Annotated in this window: 19 protein-coding genes; 6 read left to right on the forward strand and 13 right to left on the reverse strand. The window is 66.3% G+C overall.

The window, feature by feature from the left end:
• The first annotated feature begins 69 nt into the window (after positions 1-69).
• Complete coding sequence (locus A5745_RS13760) at positions 70-2496, forward strand: ATP-binding cassette domain-containing protein (protein ID WP_076116616.1); 2427 nt, start codon at positions 70-72, stop codon at positions 2494-2496.
• On the opposite strand, the gene A5745_RS13765 is transcribed toward A5745_RS13760, so the two are convergent.
• Positions 2491-3219, reverse strand: coding sequence for a VIT1/CCC1 transporter family protein (locus A5745_RS13765; protein ID WP_076116618.1), 729 nt, complete (start codon positions 3217-3219; stop codon positions 2491-2493). The genes A5745_RS13760 and A5745_RS13765 overlap by 6 nt on opposite strands.
• 95 nt (positions 3220-3314) lie before the next feature.
• Between A5745_RS13765 and A5745_RS13770 the strand changes: the two genes are divergently transcribed.
• Positions 3315-5258: an acyl-CoA dehydrogenase gene (locus A5745_RS13770; protein WP_076116621.1), complete on the forward strand. Its 1944-nt coding sequence runs from the start codon at positions 3315-3317 to the stop codon at positions 5256-5258.
• Between the two features lie 22 nt (positions 5259-5280).
• On the opposite strand, the gene A5745_RS13775 is transcribed toward A5745_RS13770, so the two are convergent.
• Complete coding sequence (locus A5745_RS13775) at positions 5281-5748, reverse strand: LppP/LprE family lipoprotein (protein WP_076064746.1); 468 nt, start codon at positions 5746-5748, stop codon at positions 5281-5283.
• Between the two features lie 101 nt (positions 5749-5849).
• Here A5745_RS13775 and A5745_RS13780 point away from each other — a divergent pair, with 101 nt between their 5' ends.
• On the forward strand, positions 5850-6131 hold the full coding sequence (locus A5745_RS13780) for a hypothetical protein (RefSeq protein WP_254848571.1): 282 nt from the start codon (positions 5850-5852) through the stop codon (positions 6129-6131).
• 16 nt (positions 6132-6147) lie between these two features.
• On the opposite strand, the gene A5745_RS13785 is transcribed toward A5745_RS13780, so the two are convergent.
• The 11 genes from A5745_RS13785 to A5745_RS13835 are packed head-to-tail and all read right to left on the reverse strand — an operon-like array spanning position 6148 to position 16832.
• Positions 6148-6654 (reverse strand): CAP domain-containing protein, encoded by a 507-nt coding sequence (locus tag A5745_RS13785; RefSeq protein ID WP_076116626.1) that lies wholly within the window; start codon positions 6652-6654, stop codon positions 6148-6150.
• 10 nt (positions 6655-6664) lie between these two features.
• Entirely contained in the window at positions 6665-7243 is a 579-nt protein-coding gene (locus tag A5745_RS13790) for a hypothetical protein (protein ID WP_139329596.1), read from the reverse strand.
• Complete coding sequence (locus tag A5745_RS13795) at positions 7240-7803, reverse strand: Mce protein (protein ID WP_076116628.1); 564 nt, start codon at positions 7801-7803, stop codon at positions 7240-7242. Before A5745_RS13795 ends, A5745_RS13790 begins: the two co-directional genes overlap by 4 nt.
• A gap of 15 nt (positions 7804-7818) precedes the next feature.
• The gene (locus A5745_RS13800; RefSeq protein ID WP_076064694.1) at positions 7819-9288 is read right to left on the reverse strand and encodes an MCE family protein; all 1470 of its coding nucleotides are present in this window, start codon (positions 9286-9288) and stop codon (positions 7819-7821) included.
• Positions 9288-10409: a virulence factor Mce family protein gene (locus tag A5745_RS13805; RefSeq protein ID WP_076064693.1), complete on the reverse strand. Its 1122-nt coding sequence runs from the start codon at positions 10407-10409 to the stop codon at positions 9288-9290. Before A5745_RS13805 ends, A5745_RS13800 begins: the two co-directional genes overlap by 1 nt.
• A complete protein-coding gene (locus A5745_RS13810; protein WP_371336941.1) occupies positions 10406-11749 on the reverse strand; it encodes an MCE family protein in 1344 nt (447 codons plus the stop codon). Before A5745_RS13810 ends, A5745_RS13805 begins: the two co-directional genes overlap by 4 nt.
• Positions 11750-11751: 2 nt before the next feature.
• Complete coding sequence (locus A5745_RS13815; RefSeq protein WP_139329597.1) at positions 11752-12927, reverse strand: MCE family protein; 1176 nt, start codon at positions 12925-12927, stop codon at positions 11752-11754.
• Complete coding sequence (locus A5745_RS13820; RefSeq protein ID WP_371336942.1) at positions 12924-13940, reverse strand: MCE family protein; 1017 nt, start codon at positions 13938-13940, stop codon at positions 12924-12926. Before A5745_RS13820 ends, A5745_RS13815 begins: the two co-directional genes overlap by 4 nt.
• Before the next feature lie 11 nt (positions 13941-13951).
• Complete coding sequence (locus tag A5745_RS13825) at positions 13952-15217, reverse strand: MCE family protein (protein ID WP_139329602.1); 1266 nt, start codon at positions 15215-15217, stop codon at positions 13952-13954.
• Between the two features lie 2 nt (positions 15218-15219).
• A complete protein-coding gene (locus A5745_RS13830; protein WP_076064689.1) occupies positions 15220-16068 on the reverse strand; it encodes an ABC transporter permease in 849 nt (282 codons plus the stop codon).
• Positions 16065-16832 carry an ABC transporter permease gene (locus A5745_RS13835; RefSeq protein ID WP_076064688.1) on the reverse strand — a complete coding sequence of 256 codons (768 nt, stop codon included), beginning with the start codon at positions 16830-16832 and terminating at the stop codon, positions 16065-16067. The genes A5745_RS13830 and A5745_RS13835 overlap by 4 nt, the downstream gene beginning before the upstream one ends.
• 681 nt (positions 16833-17513) lie before the next feature.
• Here A5745_RS13835 and cysK point away from each other — a divergent pair.
• From cysK to A5745_RS13850, 3 genes are read left to right on the forward strand one after another with little or no spacing between them, the layout of a single operon-like run.
• Complete coding sequence (cysK, locus tag A5745_RS13840) at positions 17514-18446, forward strand: cysteine synthase A (protein WP_076064687.1); 933 nt, start codon at positions 17514-17516, stop codon at positions 18444-18446.
• A gap of 2 nt (positions 18447-18448) precedes the next feature.
• Positions 18449-19132: a serine O-acetyltransferase gene (gene cysE, locus A5745_RS13845; protein WP_076116637.1), complete on the forward strand. Its 684-nt coding sequence runs from the start codon at positions 18449-18451 to the stop codon at positions 19130-19132.
• Between the two features lie 20 nt (positions 19133-19152).
• Positions 19153-20799, forward strand: coding sequence for an NAD-dependent malic enzyme (locus tag A5745_RS13850; RefSeq protein WP_076116638.1), 1647 nt, complete (start codon positions 19153-19155; stop codon positions 20797-20799).
• Positions 20800-20890 lie beyond the last annotated feature (91 nt).

A 20890-nucleotide genomic window follows, 5' to 3' on the forward strand; every position in this document is an offset into this window, starting at 1 on the left:
TTGATCAATCCCCGATTGGTCTGAAGACGGGATCAATCCGGTCTGACCGGCGACGAAAGGTGGCGTTCGATGCGGCCCGAGGCTTCCGCCGTGCCAGCCTCCCCGCTCACCGTATGGGTCGGATCGATGCGCTATGCCTTCCCGCCGGGCCGCGACGTGGTCGTGGGCTACGGCGCCGGGGCTGACATTCCGCTGGAGCAACTCGGGGGGGTGCCGCCCCAGGCGCCTCGCCCGGAGGTTCTGCTGCGGTTCCTCGGCACGCACTGGGTGGCCATCGACAAGAGCCGCAGCGGCATCTTCAGCAACGGGTTCCGGGTGCCGGCGGTCGACATCCACGACGGGCAGGCGATCACGCTCGGTGACCCGCAGCACGGTCCCCGGCTGGTCTTTGAGATCACGCCGCCGGTCGCGCCGCAGATCGCACCGCCGGTCGGGCCGCCGGGCCCGCATCAAGGCCCGGCCCACCCGCCGCCCGCCCCGACACAGCGCGACACCGGACCCATGCGGATACCCACCCAATCGCACGAGGTTGAGCGACCGTCTCAGCCGGCGCCGCCGCCGGTTCGGCCGTTCACGCCGCCGGTGCCGCCCGTCGGGCCGGCCGCGGCGCCCGCGCACCCGCCCGCGGCGTCGTCCCCAGTTCCGCCGGCCGCGCCACCGCCACCGGTGCCGGCCGAGCATCCGCCACCGCCCGAACCCGCTGCCGCCGGCGCGACAGAACAACTACGGGCCCCCGGCCTGATCGAGCGGATGAGAACTCGAAAGCTGCGCGCCGCGGCTCCGTCCTTTCGCACCGAGCAGGCGGACCCCACGTTTCGGCTGCCGATGCAGGCCGGCGCGCGCACAGTCGGCGTGGCCGCACACCATTTGGGCCTGGTCGTCGACGGGCGCGCATTGCTCACGGACGTCTCTTTCACCGCGCGACCGGGCACATTGACCGCGGTGATCGGTCCGTCGGCCGCACGCAACTCCGCGCTGCTCGGAATGCTCGCGGGCACAAGGAAACTCAGCTCCGGCCGAATCACCGTAGACGACCACAACGTGCACGCCGAGCCCGTGTCGATGCGCACCCGCATCGGAATTGTCGCGCGCGACGACCGCCTTCATCGGCAGCTCACCGTCGGACGAGCGGTCGACTACGCGGCCAAACTACGGCTGCCGCCGGACACCTTGCCCGAACACCGCCGCCGCGTGGTGGATCAGATTCTCGAAGAACTCGAGCTGACGCCGTACCGCTCGACCCGGATCAGCAAGCTGCCGCCCGAAGCGCGCCGGTGCACCGCGCTGGCGGTGGAGCTCACTACCAGGCCGACGCTGCTCGTCGTCGACGAGCCGGGCGCCGGGCTGGACGCGGGTCAGGAAAGTCACGTGATGGCGGTGCTGCGCCGCCAGGCCGACATCGGTTGTGTCGTGGTGGTGGCAATGAATTCGCCGACCTCGCCGGCGGGGCTCAACATGTGCGACCAGGTCGTGGTGCTCACGGCCACCGGCAGCATGGCCTTCGCCGGCACACCGCTGCAGATCCAGTCTTTGACGGGCAGCACCGACTGGTCGACGATCCTCGGGCAGGTGAGCGCCGATCCCGCCGCGGCCCGTGCCCAACAGCCGGCGGCCCCTCCGCCGGCGGCGGCCGCGCCATGGCCACCGCCCGCCGAACTCAGCGCGAGCCGGCAAATCCGGTTGGTGATCGGCCGCCAGCTTCGCCTCCTACTCGCGAGCCGGGTCTACTCCGTCTTCCTGGTCTTACTGCCCTTCGTTTTGGCGGCGCTGACACTGCTGATTCCCGGCAATTCGGGCCTGGGCAAGCCGAATCCGGCCAGCCCCCACCTGCATGAGGCCATCGAGATCCTGGCGGCGCTCAACGTCTCCGCGGTGCTCATCGGCGCCGCGTTGGGCATCCGCGAGGTGGTCGGTGAGCGCCGCGTCTTTCGGCGCGAGCAGGCTGTCGGGCTGTCCACGCCGGCCTACGTCGCCGGCAAGCTCATCTTCGTCAGCGTGGCCGCGGCCATCCTCACGGCTATCACGTTCTCGATCGTCGTAGTCGGCAAAGGCGCGCCCGTGCACGGCGCCGCCGCGCTGCAGAATGCCACGATCGAGCTCTACGTGAGCGTGGCCGTGACCGCGATCGTGTCCGCCATCGTCGCGCTCGCGCTGTCGGCGCTGGCCAATTCGCTGCGGGAGGTCGTGCCGCTGCTACTACCGCTGCTTCTGGCATCCGTACTGTTCAACGGCAGCCTGGTGCAGCTGGCGAGCAGGTGGGGATTCCAGCAGATCTCATGGTTTGTCCCGGCCCAATGGGGCTTCGCCGCCTCGGCGTCCACCGCCGATCTGCGCCGGATCGACGCGCTGGCCGCCAACGCGCAGATGTGGACACACTATTCGGGTTGGTGGGCGTTCGACATGATCATGCTCACCGGCTTCGGCGTGCTCGGGATCGGGTTCATCCTGTACCGGCTGCGCTCGCCCAACCCGGTCGATCGGGCGCCGGCGTCATAAGAGCGCGGCCACGAGCAAACCGAGCAGGTACGTCGCCGCGACGGCGACCGCGCCAAAGAGTAGCTGCCGAGACGCCGCCCACCACACCGGCTTGCGGGTGAACCGGGCGGTCAGTCCGCCGGCGACGAGCAGCCCTGCCGCGCCGCACGCCATCCCCGTCGCCAGCGTCCCGTACCCGAGAAGGTAAGGGATCAGGGGAATTAGCGCGCCGACGGCGAACATGACGAACGAGGAACTCGCGGCTACCCACGCCGACGGCTTCTCGTCCGGATTGATGCCGGTCTCCCGCACCAGGTGGACGTTGACCGCGCGGTTCTCGTCGCGATGGATCTCGTCGGTGGCGAGCTGTGCGGTTTTCTCGGACAGGCCGAGATCGACGAGCATGCCGATCAGCTCGGCCCGTTCGGCTTCCGGGCGGGTGCGCAGGGCGCGGCGTTCGACGTGGACCTCGGATTCGATCTGCTCGTTGGCCGTCGTCACCGACGTGTACTCGCCGAGTGCCATGGAGAACGCCCCGGCGAGCAACCCGGCGACCCCGGCGACGGTGACGGCATGGGCGCCTTCGCCCGCGGCCACGCCGGCGATCAGGCCGGTGTTGCTGACCAGGCCGTCCATCGCGCCAAAGGTGGCCGCGCGTAACCAGCCTCCGCTGATGTCGGGATGGGTGTGCCCGACGTCGTACGCCGGGTCGGGTTGCTGTGACGGGGTGTCCGGCTGGGCCATGACGCCATCTAAACGGTGGGCACCGGCACACCGCTAGGCAGCCCCGCGTCTCCCGACTTGTTTCGAAGGCCCGAGCAGCGGGTTACCGTCGCACTATGGCGCCGGAGACGAGTAGCACTGCCGAACATCTGCGCAACACGTTGGACGGACGTTGGCGTGACGTGAAGAACCGCATGCGCGGGACGCTGACCGAGGAGCTGTTCCGCCCGCACTACACGCCGAACACGGTGATCGCCCGCACCAAGGTTGCCGAGCAGATGAGGATCATGGCCGCGTTCGGTGTCGCCGCCGACAACTTCCGCAAAGAGCACGGCGGGACGGGCGACATCGGTGCGGCCATCACGATGATCGAGATGCTCGCGATGTCGGATCTGTCGCTGATGGTCAAGGCCGGGGTGCAGTGGGGGCTGTTCGGCAGCGCCGTGGAAAACCTGGGCACCGAGCGCCACCACGACGCCTACGTCAAACAGATCATCAGCCTCGAGCTGCGCGGCTGCTTCGCGATGACGGAGACCGGACACGGCAGCGACGTTCAGGCGCTGGAGACCACCGCCACCTACGACCCTGAGACCGAAGAGTTCGTCATCGACTCCCCGAGCCCCACGGCCCGTAAGGACTACATCGGCGGCGCCGCCCAAACCGCCACCATGGCAGCGGTTTTCGCGCAGCTGATCACCAATGAGGACGGCAAGCCGGTCAACCACGGCGTGCACTGCGTGATGGTCCCGATCCGCGACGCCGAAGGCAACGACCTCCCCGGGGTCACGACGTCCGACTGCGAATACAAGGGCGGCCTGCCCGGCGTCGACAACGGCCGCATCGTGTTCGACCACGTCCGGGTACCGCGGGAGAACCTGCTGAACAAGTACGGCGACGTCGCCCCCGATGGCACGTACAGCTCCCCCATCGAGAACCCCAACCGGCGGTTCTTCACCATGCTGGGCACACTGGTACGCGGCCGCATCACGGTGGGCGGGAGTGCGGGCGCGGCGGCTCGTGTCGCGCTGGATATCGCCACCCGATATGCGTTGCAGCGCAGGCAATTCAGCGCACCCGACGAGGACACCGAGGTGCTGATCATGGATTATCTGGTGCATCAGCGCCGGCTGTTTCCGTTGATCGCCAAGTCATACGCCCTGCAATTCGCCCAGAACGAGCTCGTCAGCAAGTGCCACGACATCCAGACCGCCGATGAACCCGACGCCGACGAGCAGCGCGAACTGGAGGCGCGCGCCGCAGGGCTGAAGGCGGCCAACACCTGGCACGCGTCGCAGGCCATTCAGGAGGCCCGCGAGGCCTGCGGCGGCGCCGGCTACATGGCCGAGAACCGGCTGATCGCGCTACGCGGCGACACGGACGTGTTCACCACGTTCGAAGGCGACAACCATGTGCTTACCCAACTGGTGGCCAAGGAACTGCTGACGGCCTACGCCGACGACATCCGCAGCATGAGCCCGGTCGAGTGGGTGCGCTTCGCCGCCAACACCGTCGGTGAGCGGGTGATGAAACGCACTGCGGCCGAGGCGATTATGCAAAGAATCGTGGACGCCCGGCAGGACAGCGAGGAAGAGGGCAGCCTGTTCAACCGCGGCACCCAGGTCAACATGTTCGAGGAGCGCGAGGACTACTTGCTGTCTTCGGTCGCGCGCCGGCTGCGGGACAAATCGAAAGACATGTCGGAGTTCGACGCGTTCAACGCCGTACAGGATCACGTGCTGCACGCGGCGAGCGCACACATCGACCGGGTGGTGCTGGAAGCTTTCGTCGCCGGGATCGACGCGTGCGAAGACGACGACGCCCGCGAACTGCTCGAGCTTGTGTGCGACCTCTACGCGTTGTCGGTGATCGAGGACGACAAGGCCTGGTATGTCGAGCACGGGTATCTGTCCACCGGGCGAGCCAAGGCGGTCACCCGGGGTATCAACGATCGCTGCCGCGCGCTGCGCCCGCATGCCGAAACGCTCGTCGACGGGTTCGGCATCCCCGAGCCGCTGCGCTACGCCGAAATGCTGCACCCCGAAAATCTGCCCGATTCCTAGGCGCCGGGCCTGGGGGGCAACGCTATTCGTTGGGGATCTTCCCGAGCGCGCGCAGCTTACCGTCGGGTCCTATCTGGAATTTCACCGTGCCCGTTCCGGTGGGACAGCACGGCTGGTCGTTGCCCTTCTGCCACTGGTACTGGACCGTGATCGTGTCATCCGACGGCGGCAGCACGGTGATGTACGGCTTCGGATTCGGCGTAGCGGGACCCAGCGGCGTGTTGTGATCGAAGAACAGCAACTGCTGGGGCGTGTTTTCGCTGGCGATGGTCGGGATTATCTGCACCCAGTACAGGCGGCATTTACGGGTGTGCCCGCGCGCGATCTCGACCCACGTCGAGCCAGGGACGATGACCGGAACCGAGGCGATGGCCTCTCGCAGCGTGTCGGCCGTGGGCCCGTCGGATTCCTTGCAGGTCTGAGCCGGCGTCGCGCGGGGTGTCGGAGCGTTCGAGCCGCAAGCCGACGTCGCCAGGATCAGGAGCATCAGGATCAGCCGACGACGCACAGCGCGAGCTTAGCCAAAAGCCGTAATGCGGCCGAAACATGCGGCGCATTCGGCTGAAACATCCCCGTCGCAGCATTTCGGATGTGGCAGCTAGAGACGCCGGGAAGCCCGCCTGCCCGTTGCGGTGCGGGTTGCGGCACGGCGCGGTAAGTCGCGACCACGTCGACTGGGCGGGCCTGCCGACCAACCTGGACATGGCGTTTTCCCAGGCGCAATGCGACAAGGTCTACGCGCAACACCTGCTGCGCAAGCGCCACGCCCAGCTGCGACGCTGGTTGCCCGGCAGCGAGCAAGTGTGCGTCTGCGAAGTCACCGGCGAGGCCGTGGAGGACCTCGACGCGGCGAAGGACTACGTCACGTCGTAAATGCCGACTGGGCGTGTCATCGGTTACGCGGCGCCGGTTGCCCGTACACCGCCACCACGACGGTGCGGTCCAAACTGTTCTCCGACCACACCCCGATGGCGGTGTTGGCGCAGTCGCGGATGATCGCCATGGCATCGGAATTGTAGTACCACTGGTTGATCAGCTCGAGGCTGCTGATCGACATGGCCGGGTTGATCGCCACGGTCTCGGCGGCCTTGCCCTGGAAGCCGGCGGCGTTCGCGCGGTCCTGCGGCGACGACCCGTCGGATCCGGTGTCGTCGTTGATATTCCGGTTGTTGAGCATGTCATCCGCGTGCCATTCGGCGGCCAACGTCAGCGCGTTGTTCCTGACGACATCGTTCGTGCAGCCGGCCTGGTGCTGCAGCGTGTAGACGCCGGAGACGACGGCGCTGTTGAGGCGCTTGTTATCGGCGTGCGCGGCCGGCGTCGCCAATCCCGCTATCCCCCAGATGATCACGGCCACCGGCAGCGCCCGCGCGCTACCGCGCTTCCACACGATCATGGGGCCCCCATCACACCGGATCGAAATGGGAAACCAGCCATCGCCCGTCGACCTTTTCCAGCGTCACCCGAATGACGGGCTGGGTGTCGGTGGGGGCGCCGTTGCCGATGGTCACGGTTTGGTTGACGAACAGCAGGACGACGGCGTGGTTGGCGGTCACCGAAACCGGCGCCGCCGCACTCACTTTGGCGGTCGCCGAGATGTGCTTTTCCTTCGCTCCCGGGATGACGACCTCGCGGGTGAGCGTGGTGTAAGCGTCCTTGAACTCGCCGGTCAGCCGTTCCCGCGCCGCCCCGAGCTCCTTGTCGGCCGAGTCCGCCTTGTACGACAACAGAGCGGCCGCGTCTTCGCTTGCGACCCGCGCCGATTCGGTGCGGGCCAGCGCAACGGCCTCGGCCGACCCGTCCACCCACTTGAAGTAGCCCGCCGCCAGCGCAACCAGCAATGCCAGCCCGGGGAACACACCGTAGGTGAGCACTCGCGTCCACGCGATCGGACGCCTGGCGTCGGGCTCCTCATCGGATACCTCGTCGATCTCTGGTTCGTCGGCGTCGACTGTGTCTTCGATCTTGTCGCTCAGAGTCGTCATGGCACGAACACCACGTTGGAGACCTTGGCGCTGTCGCCGACCGCCTGGACCTCGATTCGCATGCGCCATTCCCGCGGGGCCTCCTCGCCCCCGGCGGTCCGTGACTTCACCGCGACGGCCACCAGAACTCGGGCCGAGTCGCCTCGCTGGGATTCCAGCCCGGCATCGGTAACCGTGCCTTCGGATTTCGACTGCGCGGCCTTGACGACCTCGATAAAGGGCTTCGAGCGCTGCGCGAAGTCGTCGCGGAACGCTCCGGTGGCCAAATCGAGGATCCGCTGTACGTCGGCGTCGACCTCGGTGTAGTTGATCGACGTGAGGTTCACCGCGCCCTGGCGAGCGATCTGGACGAACAGATCGCGCTGGGCCTGGGCCTCATGCTTTTCGTAGGCGCGGTATCCGAGCCAGCCGGCCAATCCGGTCAGCGTCGCCAGGATTGCCGCGCTGGCCACCAACACCGATGCGGCGCCCGAGAGCCGCCGCCCGGTGACCCGGTGTCGCCAACGGGCAAGCCGCCCTTCGGATTGCGTTTCGTCGGTGGTTTCAGGTTCGTCGGCCATCTTGCTCCTTCATTCTTACGGTGGCGGCACCAGCAGCGACTGCCAGTTCTTGGCACGCGGGTGCGCCAGGTCGGATTCGGTGTAGCGGTGTCCGTCGGGGCCCACGTAGTCGCCGGTCGCCGGGTCATACGTTGCGACGGCAAGTGGCGGGGCCGACGGCGCGGTGCCGCGCGGCGGTGGCAACCGCGGGTCCTGGCCCGGCGGATACTGCGGTACGCCCTGGCCCGTCGTCGTGGCGTTCGGGTCGCCCTTCCAGTTGTAGCCATCGTTGAGCGGCACGTACTCCTCGTCGCTCTCACAGAGTTCAACCGTCGGGGCGCGCTTCCATGGCTTGGCCTCACACGGAATGTTCCGTACCCCACGGACATTGAGCTCCGAGTCCTGCGGCAGGCGGCAATACAGGTCCGCCGCCGGACGGTCCGGGGCGTCGACGCTGGCCGGTGAGCGGCGCTGGGTCGGCGGCAGATACCCGGTGGTGCAGGGCGGCGGCAGGTTCATGTTGAGATTGAAGTCCAACTGGGCGCCCCGGTACTCCTGTTTGGTGTTGGAGCTCGGCACGACGATCGCCGCCATCGCCGCGATGCCCTGCGGCAACAGCACCAGGAGTTGTTCGATGTCGTGGCGGTAGACGACCGCGATGTCACCGAGGCTCGCGAGGTTGGCGAACAACACCGGAATCGCCGGCGCAACGCGGTCGAGCAGCGCGCGACCCTCCTCCACCCCGGAACTGCCCTGTGTCAGCAGATCTCGCACCGCAGCGTCCTGCGCCTTGAATTGCGCCATGATGGCGGCGGTGCGATCGGCCCACCTGGCGATGGCACCCGACGTCTGGACTTGAGAGTTGAGCACCGGCGGCGATTGGTCGATCAGGGTGGCGAGCGGGTCGACAGTTCGGCCTCCCGCGATGGCCAGCGCGGTCGACCCGTCGACGATTCGCGACAGCTCGGGCCCCAGCCCGGCGACGGCGCGGTTGCTCTCGTCGATCACGGTGCGCAGATTGTCGCGCGGAATCGCCTGCAGCGCACGGTTGGTCAGGTCCAGCAGGTGACCGATGTCGACGGGCACGTCGACCCGGCCGGCTGGAATCACGTCGCCGGCACGCAGCGACCGGGAATGGTCGCCATCCTTGCCGGGCTGCGGGGTCAGTTCGATGTATTGCTCACCGATCGCCGAGCGGCTGTGCACCGACGCCTGGACGTCGGATGGCACCTTGACCCCGGATCGCATGGCGAGCACCGCGCGCACCCCGGTGGCGGTGACGTCGACCGACTTGACCTGACCCACGTCGGTACCCCGGTAGGTGACAACAGACGTCTCATACAGCCCGCCCGACTGCGGCAGATCGACCGTGACGGTGTATTCCCCGATCCCGAACACCGTCGCGGGCAACTTCATGAAGTTGAATGCCATTGCGCCACAGGACAACACCGTCACCAGCGACAGGGCCGCCAACTGGATCCAGGTCCTGCGATTGAGGCGCAGCATCAGTATCCCCCGTTGTGGTAGGGATAGGTCAGCGGGTTTCCGGCGGTGGCCGGGCTCGGCTGCATGCCGATCGTGCGTCCCCACTGCAGTTCGAGTCGGGTGAGATTGCCTTCCCATCGTGAGCCGGTGAAAAGCCCTTGGTCGATGCGGCTCAAGGTCAAATCGACGACCAGGGTGAGATTCGCGTAGTCACCGCGGAACCAATTGCGCACGGTGGACGCGGGCCAGGGGTAGGCCGCCAACCCGTCCAGGCCCCTGGTGAGCGCCGGGCCGGCGTCGGCGAGCGAGCGCAGCACCGGCGCGATATTGCGCAGGTTGTTCACCAGGGATTCCCGGCTTTGGTGGATGGTGTCGGCCGCCAGCGCGCTGAACTTGCCCAGCTGATCGATCGCGTCGGCGATCTTGGTGCGCTCGTCGGCCAGCACCGCAAGGGCTTTGGGCACCGTCGTCAACGCCTTGTCGACGACCGGATCCTTGTCGGCCACCTGACCCGCCAGCGAGTTCAGGTTCTCGGCGGCGGCGATGATGTCGTCGGTCTGATCGTTGGTGCGCGCGATGAACTCGTCCAACTGGCCCAGCAGGCTGCGCATGTCGTTTTCCCGGCCGGCGAACGCCTTGGCGATCGCCTGGTTGATCTCCTGCAACTGCGCAATTCCCCCGCCGTTGAGCAGGATTGACACCGAGGCCAGCGTCTGTTCGGTGCTCGGATACAGGCTCGCGCGTGCCAGCGGGATGACCGATCCGTTGGTGAGCTGACCTGCCGGTGGCTCGTCCTTGGGCGGTGCGAGCTCGATATGCATCGACCCGAGCAGGCTGGTCTGCCCAAGTTTGGCGGTCGAATTGGCGGGCAGTCGGACGTCGCCGTTGATGCGCATGGTGACCAACGCGTGCCAGTCCTGCAGCTCGATCTTGGTGACGTTGCCGACGTTGACGTCGTCGACGCGGACGCGGGTGTTCTCCTGAATGGTGACCACATCCGGCATCTGCGCCTGGATCGTGTAGGAGCCCGGGCCACCGCCGGCGGTGCCGGGCAGGGTGAACGAGTTCAAGCCTCGCCATCCGCAACCCGCAAGCGCGGCAACGCATATCGCTCCGAGCACCGTGGCTATCGCGCGTCTCATGATGGCCCCGTCGGAAGCATCAGGTTCTGCAGCACCTGCGTCGAGCTGATCGTGCCGTTCGGTGGTGGAGGCGGCGCCTCGGGCGGGGGCGGTGCGTCGGGCGGTGCGGGCGCGTCGGGCGGTGCGGGCGCCTCGGGCGGCGCGGGCGGCGGGGGCGCCGCGGGGGGCGTGTAGCCGGGCCGCAGCCAGTCCTCGCTGTAGGTGATCTCGTTGGGACGGGCCTGCGTTCCCACGAACGGGTTGAGCCCCGCCGGGATGTAGTTGTAGATACGGTTCTTGATGACCGGCTCGACGTACTGCATGCACAGCTTTGACACCCGGGTCAGCCGCGCGCGTGACGCCGCCTCGATCGAGCTGCAGATCCACTGCGGGATGTCGGCGAAGTTGTTCAGCGCGATGATGCCGGTCATCGCGCTCTGCGCCGGCTGGTAGATGTTGAGGAAGTTCTGGAAAACCGTTGGGGCGATGTGCAGGATCTGCTTGATGTCGCCGCGGCTGTCGTTCAGCGCGGTGGTGATGGAACCCATCCGGTCGAACGTGACGCCCATTGTTTCCCGGTTTTCGGCGAGGAAGTCGCGCACATCGCCCAGGGCCTGGTCGAGTCCCTTCACCGCGTTGGCGACCTCGTTGGGTGTGTTCGACAGCACCGTCGTCACGCCGGCGAGGTTCTGGTTGAAAGAGGCCAGCAGGTCGCTGCTGGAGTACAGCGCCGACACCAGCAGCTGCAGATTGTGCACGGTGCTGAAGATGTCGTCGGCGTGATCGCCGAGCGCCGAAATCGCTTCGGAGAGCTTGAGTACGGTGTCCCGGGCGGTGTCCCCCTCGCCGCGCAGGTTGTCGGCGGCGGAGTTGATGAATTCGCCGACCGAGTTCACGCCGCCCGGGGCCGTCGGCTGCAGCGCGTCGGTCAGTTTTTCCAGTTGCTTGCGGAAGTCGTCCCATTCGACCGGTACCGCGGTGCGGTTGAGCGGGATCGACGCGCCGGGGCTCAGTTTGGGCCCGCCGGAGTATGCCGGGACAAGTTGGATCGCCCGCGAGGTCACCAGGGACGGCGACAGGATCGCGGCGCGAGCTGTGGCGGGGACCGCATACTGCTTGTCGACCGAGAACGTCACCTTGGAGCTGGTGGGCTGGGGCTCGATCTTGTTCACCACACCGACGGCGACGCCGAGGATGCGGATCTCGTCGCCCACGAACAGGCCGTTGGTCTCGGCGAAATACGCCGAGTACGCGTTCTTTTCGACGGTGCGCAAAAGCTTCACGCCGACGATCACCGAAGAAATCGTCAGCGTGGCCGCAAGGCTGACGGCGGCCAGGATCTGCAGGGTGCGACGGTTCATGTTCACGGCCCGTCGGGCTGGTGGGCTGGCGGGGGGACGATCCGGACCGGCGGCGTCGACGGCGGGGGTGACGGCGGCTGGGACCACAACGGGACCGGCGCGTTCTCCGGCGGCACGGGCGGAGTGCCGGTCGGCGGGTCGACGGACTCCGACGGCAGCTTCTGGTTCGGGTCCAAAAGCCGGTCGTACATGTCGGCGTCGAGGACGGGGCCGCTGAGCTGGCCGGGAATCAGGTTGGCCACATAGGCCTTGAAAAATGGGCCGGAACCCAGGCATTCGCCAAACGACATCGCGTACCGCTTGAACTTGGGCAGGGTGCGTTGCAGGTCTTCTTTGCGGTTGTCGAGGACCTCGAGCACCCCGTTGAGCTTGTCGAGGGCGGGCTTGAGTTGAGTCCTGTTGTCGTTGACCAGCCCCGAGATCTGGTGTGACACCACGGTGAGGTTGTTCATCAAGACGTCGAGTGAATCCCGTTCGTCCAGCAGCGCCGCCAGCAGTGCGTTGGAGTTGGCGACCAGGGAGGCGATCTGTTGGCTGCGCTTGCCCAGTACCGCCGAGACCTTGTTGGCATTCCCTAGCAGGCTGCGCAGCTGCGCGTCGCGGCTGTTGAGGGTCTCCGAGAACCGGGCCACCCCCTGCAGCGCGGGTTTGAGATCCGGCGGCGTTTCTTTGAAGGTGTTCGCCAATGTCGTTAGCGCGGATGACAATTGGGCGGTGTCCAGGCCGCTGATGGTGGTCGTTAGGTCGCCCAGCGCGTCGGGAAGGTCGTACGGCGAGCGGGTGCGTTCCAGCGGGATGGGTCCCGTCAGGCTCCCGTTGCCGCGCGACGTGAGCTCGAGCATCTTGCTGCCCAGAATGGTCTCGGTCTTGATCGCCGCTTCCGTGCGGTCGCCGAGCTGAATGTCCTTGCGGACGGTGAAGCCGACCCGGACCTTGGTGCCGTCCAGGCGGATCTCCGAGACCCTCCCGACCCCCATGCCCGAAACCCGAACCGTGCTACCGGTTTTGATGCCGCCGGCCTCGGAGAAGTAGGCCGAGTAGTCATTCGTGTTCTTGATGAAGGGCAACTTGTTGTATTCGAAGGCGGCGATCACCACGCACGTCACGATCACCGTGCCGACAAGGCCGACCAGGACGGGGTTGCGCTCGCTGAGCGGTTTGATGTTGATTCGCTTCATCGCGGCGTGCACCGCCCGCTCGGCTGGCCGATCAGTTTGGCGAAGATCGGGTTGCCGCCTTTGCCGTTGAGCTTGAGCAACACTTCGCAGAAGTAGAAGCCGAAGTAGTCACCGTTGAGACCCTGACGGGCCAGTACCTGATAGATGTCGGGCAGCTCCTTGAGCAGGTTGTCGAAATACTCGCGGTCGGAGAGGATCTGGTTGGACATCCGGTCGGTCTCGCGCACCACGTCCTTGATCGGTTGGCGCGATTGCACCAGCAGGTCGGCGACCGATCCGGCGGCCGCGTTGATGTACGCCAGCCCGGTGGAGATGTCGGTCTTGCGCTGCGCCAGGCCGTCCACGAGCGCCGACAGCTTGTCCAGGCCGTCGGAGAACTCGTGGTCGCGCGTGGCGAAGGTGTGCAGCACGGTGTTCAAGTTGGTGATCAGCTCGCCGATCAGTTCGCTGCGCCCGGACAGCGTCGAGGTCAGCATCGAGGTCTGCGCCAGCACCGACGCGAGGGTGCCGCCCTGACCTTGGAAAATGCGCAGCAGCTCGCCGGACAGCGCGTTCACCTGATCGGGATCCAGCGCGCGGAACAACGGCCGGAAGCCGCCGATCAGCGCATCGATGTCCAGTGCCGGGGACGTTCGCGCCAACGGAATCGTCGAGCCGGGTGCCAACCGGCGTGGCGCGCCGGCACCCTCTTCGAGGGCGAGATACCGGTCGCCGATCAGGTTTTCGTACCGCACAACGGCTTTGGTGCCCTCCGTGAGCCGCACTCCTCTGTCGACCGCGAAGCCGACGGTCACCGTGCCATCGTGATGCAGTGTGAGGTCGCCGACCTTGCCGACTTCGACCCCGGCGATGCGGACGAAATTGCCGGACTTCAGGCCGGAGATGTTGGTGAAGACCGCTTGATAGCCGGTGCGGTCCTCGAAACGCAACTGCCCGAACACCGCGATCAGCGCGAAGGTGAATACCAGGCAGATCACCGTGAACAGCGCCACCCGGGCGATCACGGCGGACATCTTTCGTCTTCTCATGGCGGCGGCTGTCCCCCTCGCCAGAAGTAGCGCGGCGCCTCGGGCGGGTTCTTGGTGGTCGGGAAGTAGTTGGCCCACCATGGATTACCGGCGGCCACGTTAGTGCGGATCTCGTTCGGCGCGGCGCCCCAGCCGGTGTCGGTGACCAGCGCTCGCACCGGGAAGTTCGCACTCGGATCGGGCAGCGAACCGCAGCTCGGCCTGCCCCCGGGACCGCCCGTCGCGTTGACCTTCGGTAGATGCTTCGGGTATCGGTACGGGTCGTCACCGAAAAGCAGGGCCGCGTCCAGGATTACCGAATAGCCATTGCCGCCCAACGCGTCTCGGCCGCCGTGGTCGACGTACCATTGTGCGCCCTGGAACAAGCAGGTGTAGGTCGGCGAATATTTGTTGAGCAGCGCCGTGGTCGGGTCGAGCAGGTTGACCGAACGCACAATGTTGGATTCGTTGTTGCCGAGCACATTGATGCCGGCCTGACTGAAGCCCACCGCCGACAACAGCAGCGTGTCCAGCGACCGCTGGTTTTCGGTAAGGGTGGTGCTCGAGGTCGACGCCGAGTCGAGGATTGACAGGATATCCTGTGCCGCATCGGAATAGGCGGTCGACGTCTTGCCGAACAGCCGCCAGTCCCGCTGGATCGTTCCCATCCTGGGGTTGACGGCGAGCAGCAGGTTGTCCGCGTCGGTGATCGCCTGCCCGATCCGGTCGCCCTTGCCGCGCACCGACTGCGCGAAGGCCGACAAGATCGCGTTGAGTTTCGCCGGGTCAAGCGCCTGGACCACGGACTGCAGGTTTTCAAACACCGTGTTGACTTCCACGGTGACATTGCGTGAGTGCAGCACCGCGCCGGGCCGCAGCGCCGCAGCGCTGGGGTGCTCGGGCACGATCAGATCGACATACTTCGATCCGAACGCCGTGGTCGATTTGATTTCCGCCTCGATGTTGCTCGGCAGGTATTTGAAGGGGCCCGGGTCCATTTTCAGACGCAGCTGAGCCGCTTTCACGTCGGTGCCGATCGATGCGACCTGGCCGACCTGTACACCGCGCAGCTTCACCTTCGCCCCGGGCTCCATGACAAGTCCCGCCCGGTCCGACTCCAGCGTGAGCGGGATGGATGGGCGGAACGTGCCCGAGAACGACGCGGCCGTGAGCACGATCAAACCCGCCACCAGAAGAAACAACGTTGGCGCCCACCAAATCGGGTCGATCTTGCCCCGGCGGGTGCGGTTGCCCTTGCTATGCCTGCTGCGGTCGGTACTCATCGTCATCCCGACAGGTTGAAGTTGCCGGATTGCCCGTATATGGACAGCGAAATCATCAGGCACACAAAGGCGGTGACGATCATCGACGACCGCACAGACCGACCGACCGCCTCCCCCACCCCGGCGGGGCCTCCCGTCGCCGTGAAGCCGTAATAGGTGTGCACAACCATCACGCCCGCCGCCATGGTCAGCGCCGCCAAAAACGACCAAAACAGGTCGGTGGGACGCAGGAACGTGGAGAAGTAGTGCTCGTACACGCCGCGCGATTGGCCGTAGATGTAAATCGTGCCGAACTTGGCCGCGAAGAACGACATCAGCACCGCAACCGCGTACAGGGGGATGACGACGAGGATGCCGGCGATGATCCGGGTGGACGCCAGATAGGTGATCGAGCGGATCCCCATCACTTCGAGCGCATCGATCTCCTCGTTGATGCGCATCGCGCCCAGCTGCGCTGTGGTGCCGGCGCCGATGGTGGCGGCCAGCGCCACCCCGGCCGTGCACGGTGCGATCATCCGGACGTTGAAGAACGCCGACAGGAATCCGGTCAGCGCCTCGACTCCGATGTTGGACAGGGTGTCGTAGCCCTGTACGGCGACGAGGGCGCCGGTGGTCAGCGTGAGGAAGCCGATGATGCCGACGGTGCCGCCGATCACCGCGAGAGCGCCTGTGCCCATACCCATGTCGGCGATCAGCCGCAGCAGTTCCCCCGGGTAACGCCGTACCGCGTCACCGGTGGAGGCTAAGGACTGGCCATAGAACGCCGTCTGTTCACCCAGCCTCCGGGTGGCGGCGACCAGCCGGGGCCCGAGGTTGGCGACCCACGTCGGTTCGCCCGCGACGTCACTCATTTCGCGGTCACCTTTACCCCGAGCGCGGTGACCACGATGTTGATGAAGAACAGCGCCATGAACGAGAACACCACGGTCTCGTTCACCGCGTTCCCTACGCCAGAGGGGCCCCCGCCCGCCGACAGGCCCTTGTAGCAAGCGATTAGGCCGGCGGACAACCCGAACAACGTCGCCTTGATGAGCGATATCACCACCTGCGGCAGCCCGGTGACCAGTGTCATGCCGGCGATGAAGGCGCCCGGCGTGACGTGCTGAACGAAGACCACGAAGATGTAGCTGCCCGTCAAGCCCGTGACCGCGACCACCGAGTACAGCAATAACGCCACGAAGGTCGCGGCGAGGATGCGCGGAACCACCAGGGCCTGAACAGGATTGACGCCGATCACCTTCATCGCGTCGATTTCCTCGCGGATGGTGCGCGCGCCCAGATCGGCGCACATCGCCGTCGAGCCCGCGCCGGCAACGGCCATCGCGGTGACGACCGGCCCAACCTGAGTTACCGACGCGAGCGCCGCGCCGGCACCCGAAAGATCGCCGGCTCCAATCTCCACGAGCAGGATGTTCAGGACGAATACGATGAGCACCGTGTACGGGATCGACAGCATGATCGTCGGAAAGATCGAGACCCGGGCGACAAACCAGATCTGTTCGAGGAGTTCACGCCACGCCCAGGGACCACGCACCACCGCAATCAGGGATTCGATACTGAGCACGAAGAACTGACCCAGCGCGTTCATGGGCCGTGCCACGGCGGTGGCGTTCATCCGTCCCCCAACTTCGTAATAAGTTTCACCCGCTCGTAATCAGTTGCGCGGTAACGGGTAAGCGTTGTTTACATGCGGACGGCGTCGTCTGTTGCACGCATAGAACATTGCAGCAACTTACGGGCAAAGAGATGCCCGGCGTGAGGGTTGCAATCAATCAGAAGAAATCTGGTCAATGCGGCGAACGTGCGCCGCCGCGTTCAGATGGGGGCCGGTGCGAGACTGGGCGGGGCGCGGGCGACCACAGCAAGGCCGTGCGGATTTCTTTCCGCCATGTCGGAACCTACTCGCGCATCTGCGACCGCCGACCGTTCGGCAGTCGCTGTCAAAGCTCACAGTTCGGAGAAGTCAGCCCGAAAGCAAGTGTTCGATTCAGGGTGAACGCAATTGCGCCGCCCACGAAGGGATGCAGGCGGTGCCGGCCCGGCCGCCGGCAGCCGGAATCCAGACCCAATCGCGCGACCTCTACAATTGCCTACTCAGTGGGTGAGCAAAGTCTTTCGGGACATCGACGAACCCAAAACAACCGAAGCAACCGCCGAATCCGAACTCATAGGACGATTTCAGGTGCCAATCCCATTGACGCTCGGCGTCACTGAAGGACTACGTCCGGCACCGGGCGCACCGTCAACTGGCAGATCCGATCAGTCCCGCACCACCGTCGCCTAAGGAAGAAGTTTCATGAGCATCGCCGAGGATGTCACACAGCTGATCGGAAACACGCCGCTGGTGCGGCTGCGCCGGGTCACCGAGGGCGCCGTCGCCGACGTCGTCGCCAAGCTGGAATCGTTCAACCCGGCCAACAGTGTGAAGGACCGCATCGGGGTGGCCATGCTGGACGCGGCCGAAGAGGCCGGCCTGATCAAGCCCGACACGATCATCCTCGAGCCGACGAGCGGTAACACCGGCATCGCGCTGGCAATGGTGTGCGCTGCCCGCGGATACCGATGCGTACTGACCATGCCCGAGACGATGAGCATCGAGCGGCGGATGCTGCTGCGCGCCTACGGCGCCGAACTCGTCCTGACCCCCGGGCCGGATGGCATGCCGGGCGCCATCGCCAAGGCCGAGGAGCTGGCCAAGACCGACCAGCGCTATTTCGTGCCCCAGCAGTTCGAGAACCTGGCCAACCCGGCGATACACCGCGCGACAACCGCCGAGGAGGTATGGCGCGACACCGACGGCAAGGTCGACATCTTCGTGGCCGGGATCGGCACCGGCGGGACCATCACCGGCGTCGCCCAGGTCATCAAGGAACGCAAGCCGTCGGCGCAATTCGTCGCCGTCGAACCGGCCGCGTCGCCGGTGCTGTCCGGCGGACAGAAGGGACCCCACCCGATCCAGGGCATCGGCGCCGGATTCGTCCCGGCGGTCCTCGATATGGATCTGGTCGACGAGGTCATCACGGTCGGCAACGATGACTCGCTGAACCTGGCCCGGCGGCTGGCCGCCGAAGAGGGACTGCTGGTCGGCATCTCCTCGGGGGCCGCCGCCGTGGCGGCGCTGCAGGTGGCGCGCCGGCCCGAGAACGCCGGCAAGCTGGTCGTCGTCGTGCTCCCCGACTTCGGCGAGCGCTACCTGAGCACGCCCCTGTTCGCCGACGTGGCGGACTAGCCATGTTCGCAGCGATGCGGCGAGATATACGGGCGGCAAAGGAGCGCGATCCCGCCCGGCCCACGACGCTGCAGGTCGTTTTCGCCTACCCGGGCGTGCACGCCATCTGGGGTCACCGGATCAGCCACTGGCTGTGGAACCGTGGCGCGAGATTGGCCGCGCGGACGTTCGCCGAGCTCACCCGCATTTTCACCGGAGTCGACATCCACCCCGCCGCGACCCTCGGCCCCGGCCTGTTCATCGACCACGCGACCGGCGTGGTGATCGGGGAAACCGCGGAGGTGGGCGAGGACGTCCACATGTACCACGGCGTCACCCTCGGCGGCAGCGGGGCGGATACCGGGAAACGTCATCCCACCGTCGGCGACCGCGTGACCATCGGCGCGGGCGCCAAGATCCTCGGCGCGATCAAAATCGGCGACGACAGCCGGATCGGGGCCAACGCCGTGGTGGTCAAGCCGGTGCCGTCGAGTTCGGTGGTCGTCGGGGTCCCCGGGCAGGTCATCAGCCGCGCCGGCCGGGGCACGCCGGACGACTCGATGATGCCCGACCTCGTCGGCGTCAGCCTGCAATCCCTGCTCACCAGGGTGGCCAAGCTGGAGGCTTTGGGCGAGGGCCCGCAGAACGGCCGAGTGATCCGGCCACCCGAGGCCGGGGTGTGGCACGGCGAGGACTTCTCCATCTGACACCAGGCCTGGAGGTTGTGATGAGCGATCCCTGCACGCCGCGCATCCCGCCAGCGTTGGCCGCGCCGAGCCTCAATCGCGGGGTGGGCTTCACCCACGAGCAGCGGCGACGCTTGGGCCTTACCGGCCGCCTTCCGTCGGCCGTGCTCACGCTCGATCAACAAGCCGATCGCGTATGGCGTCAATTGCAAAGCCTCGCAACTGATCTGGGGCGCAATCTGCTCCTGGAGCAGCTGCACTACCGTCACGAACTGCTGTACTACAAGGTGCTCGAAGACCATCTGACCGAGCTGATGCCGGTGGTCTACACGCCCACCGTCGGCGAGGCCATTCAACGATTCTCCGACGAATATCGTGGGCAGCGCGGGCTTTTTCTGACCATCGACGAGCCCGACGAGATCGGCGAGGCCTTCGAGACTTTCGGATTGCAACCCGACGATGTCGACCTGATCGTCTGTACCGACGCCGAAGCCATTTTGGGTATCGGTGACTGGGGTGTGGGCGGAATCCAAATCGCCGTCGGCAAATTGGCGCTCTACACCGCCGGCGGGGGCGTCGATCCCCGTCGTTGCATCGCGGTGTCGCTCGACGTCGGCACGGATAACGAACAGCTATTACAAGACCCGTTCTATTTGGGCAACCGGCACGCGCGGCGCCGCGGCGCGGAGTACGACGAGTTCATCAGGCGCTACATCGAGACCGCCCACGAGATGTTTCCGCATGCCATCCTGCATTTCGAGGACTTCGGACCGCTCCACGCCCGGAAGATCCTGCAGACCTACGGCGACGACTATTGCGTGTTCAACGACGACATCCAGGGCACCGGGGCGGTGGTCGTGGCCGCCGTGTACGGCGGCTGCCACATCACCGGCGTTCCGCTGCGCGACCAGAAAGCGATCGTCTTCGGGGCCGGGACCGCCGGCATCGGTGTCGCCGATCAGATCCGGGATGCGATGGTTGCCGATGGCGCCACCGACGAACAGGCCAGGTCCCAGATCTGGCCGATCGACAAGCAGGGCCTGCTCTTCGACGACATGGACGACTTGCGCGCTTTCCAGGTGCCCTACGCCAAGAACCGCCAGCAGCTCGGTGTGGCCGCCGGGGCCCGGGTGGGATTGGTGGACGCGATCAAGCTGGCGTCACCCACCATTCTGTTGGGTTCGTCGACCGTGTTCGGCGCGTTCAACCAGGAGGTCGTCGAGGCGATGACCGCTTCCTGCGAACGGCCGATGATCTTTCCGCTGTCCAACCCGACCTCGCACATGGAGGCCATGCCGGCCGATGTGCTGCAGTGGTCCAAGGGCAGGGCACTGATCACGACCGGCACCCCGGTCGCCCCAGTCGAGTACGACGGCACCACCTACACCATTGGCCAGGCCAACAACGTGCTGGTATTCCCCGGAATCGGCCTGGGGATCATCGTCGCCCGAGCGCGGCTGTTCACCCCGGGCATGTTGCAGGCGGCGGCGAAAGCCATTGTGCGGCAAGCCAGTCCGGCGAACCCTGGCGATTCACTGTTGCCCGATGTGCAGAACCTGCGTGCCATCTCGGCGGCGGTCGCGGAGGCCGTCTACCGCGCCGCCGTCGAAGACGGAGTGGCGACCCGGGAGCACGACGATGTTCGGCAGGCTGTGCACGACGCGATGTGGCGGCCGGTCTACGACTAGCCCGGGTTTAGGGCGTCGAGTGTGAATCCTCGGCTTTCAGTGTGAGCTGGTGGCGGGATTCAGGCGATTTCCCGCCCTGGGTTCACACACA

The organism is Mycobacterium sp. IS-2888 (genome assembly GCF_001954215.1).
In the GTDB taxonomy this organism is placed as follows: domain Bacteria; phylum Actinomycetota; class Actinomycetes; order Mycobacteriales; family Mycobacteriaceae; genus Mycobacterium.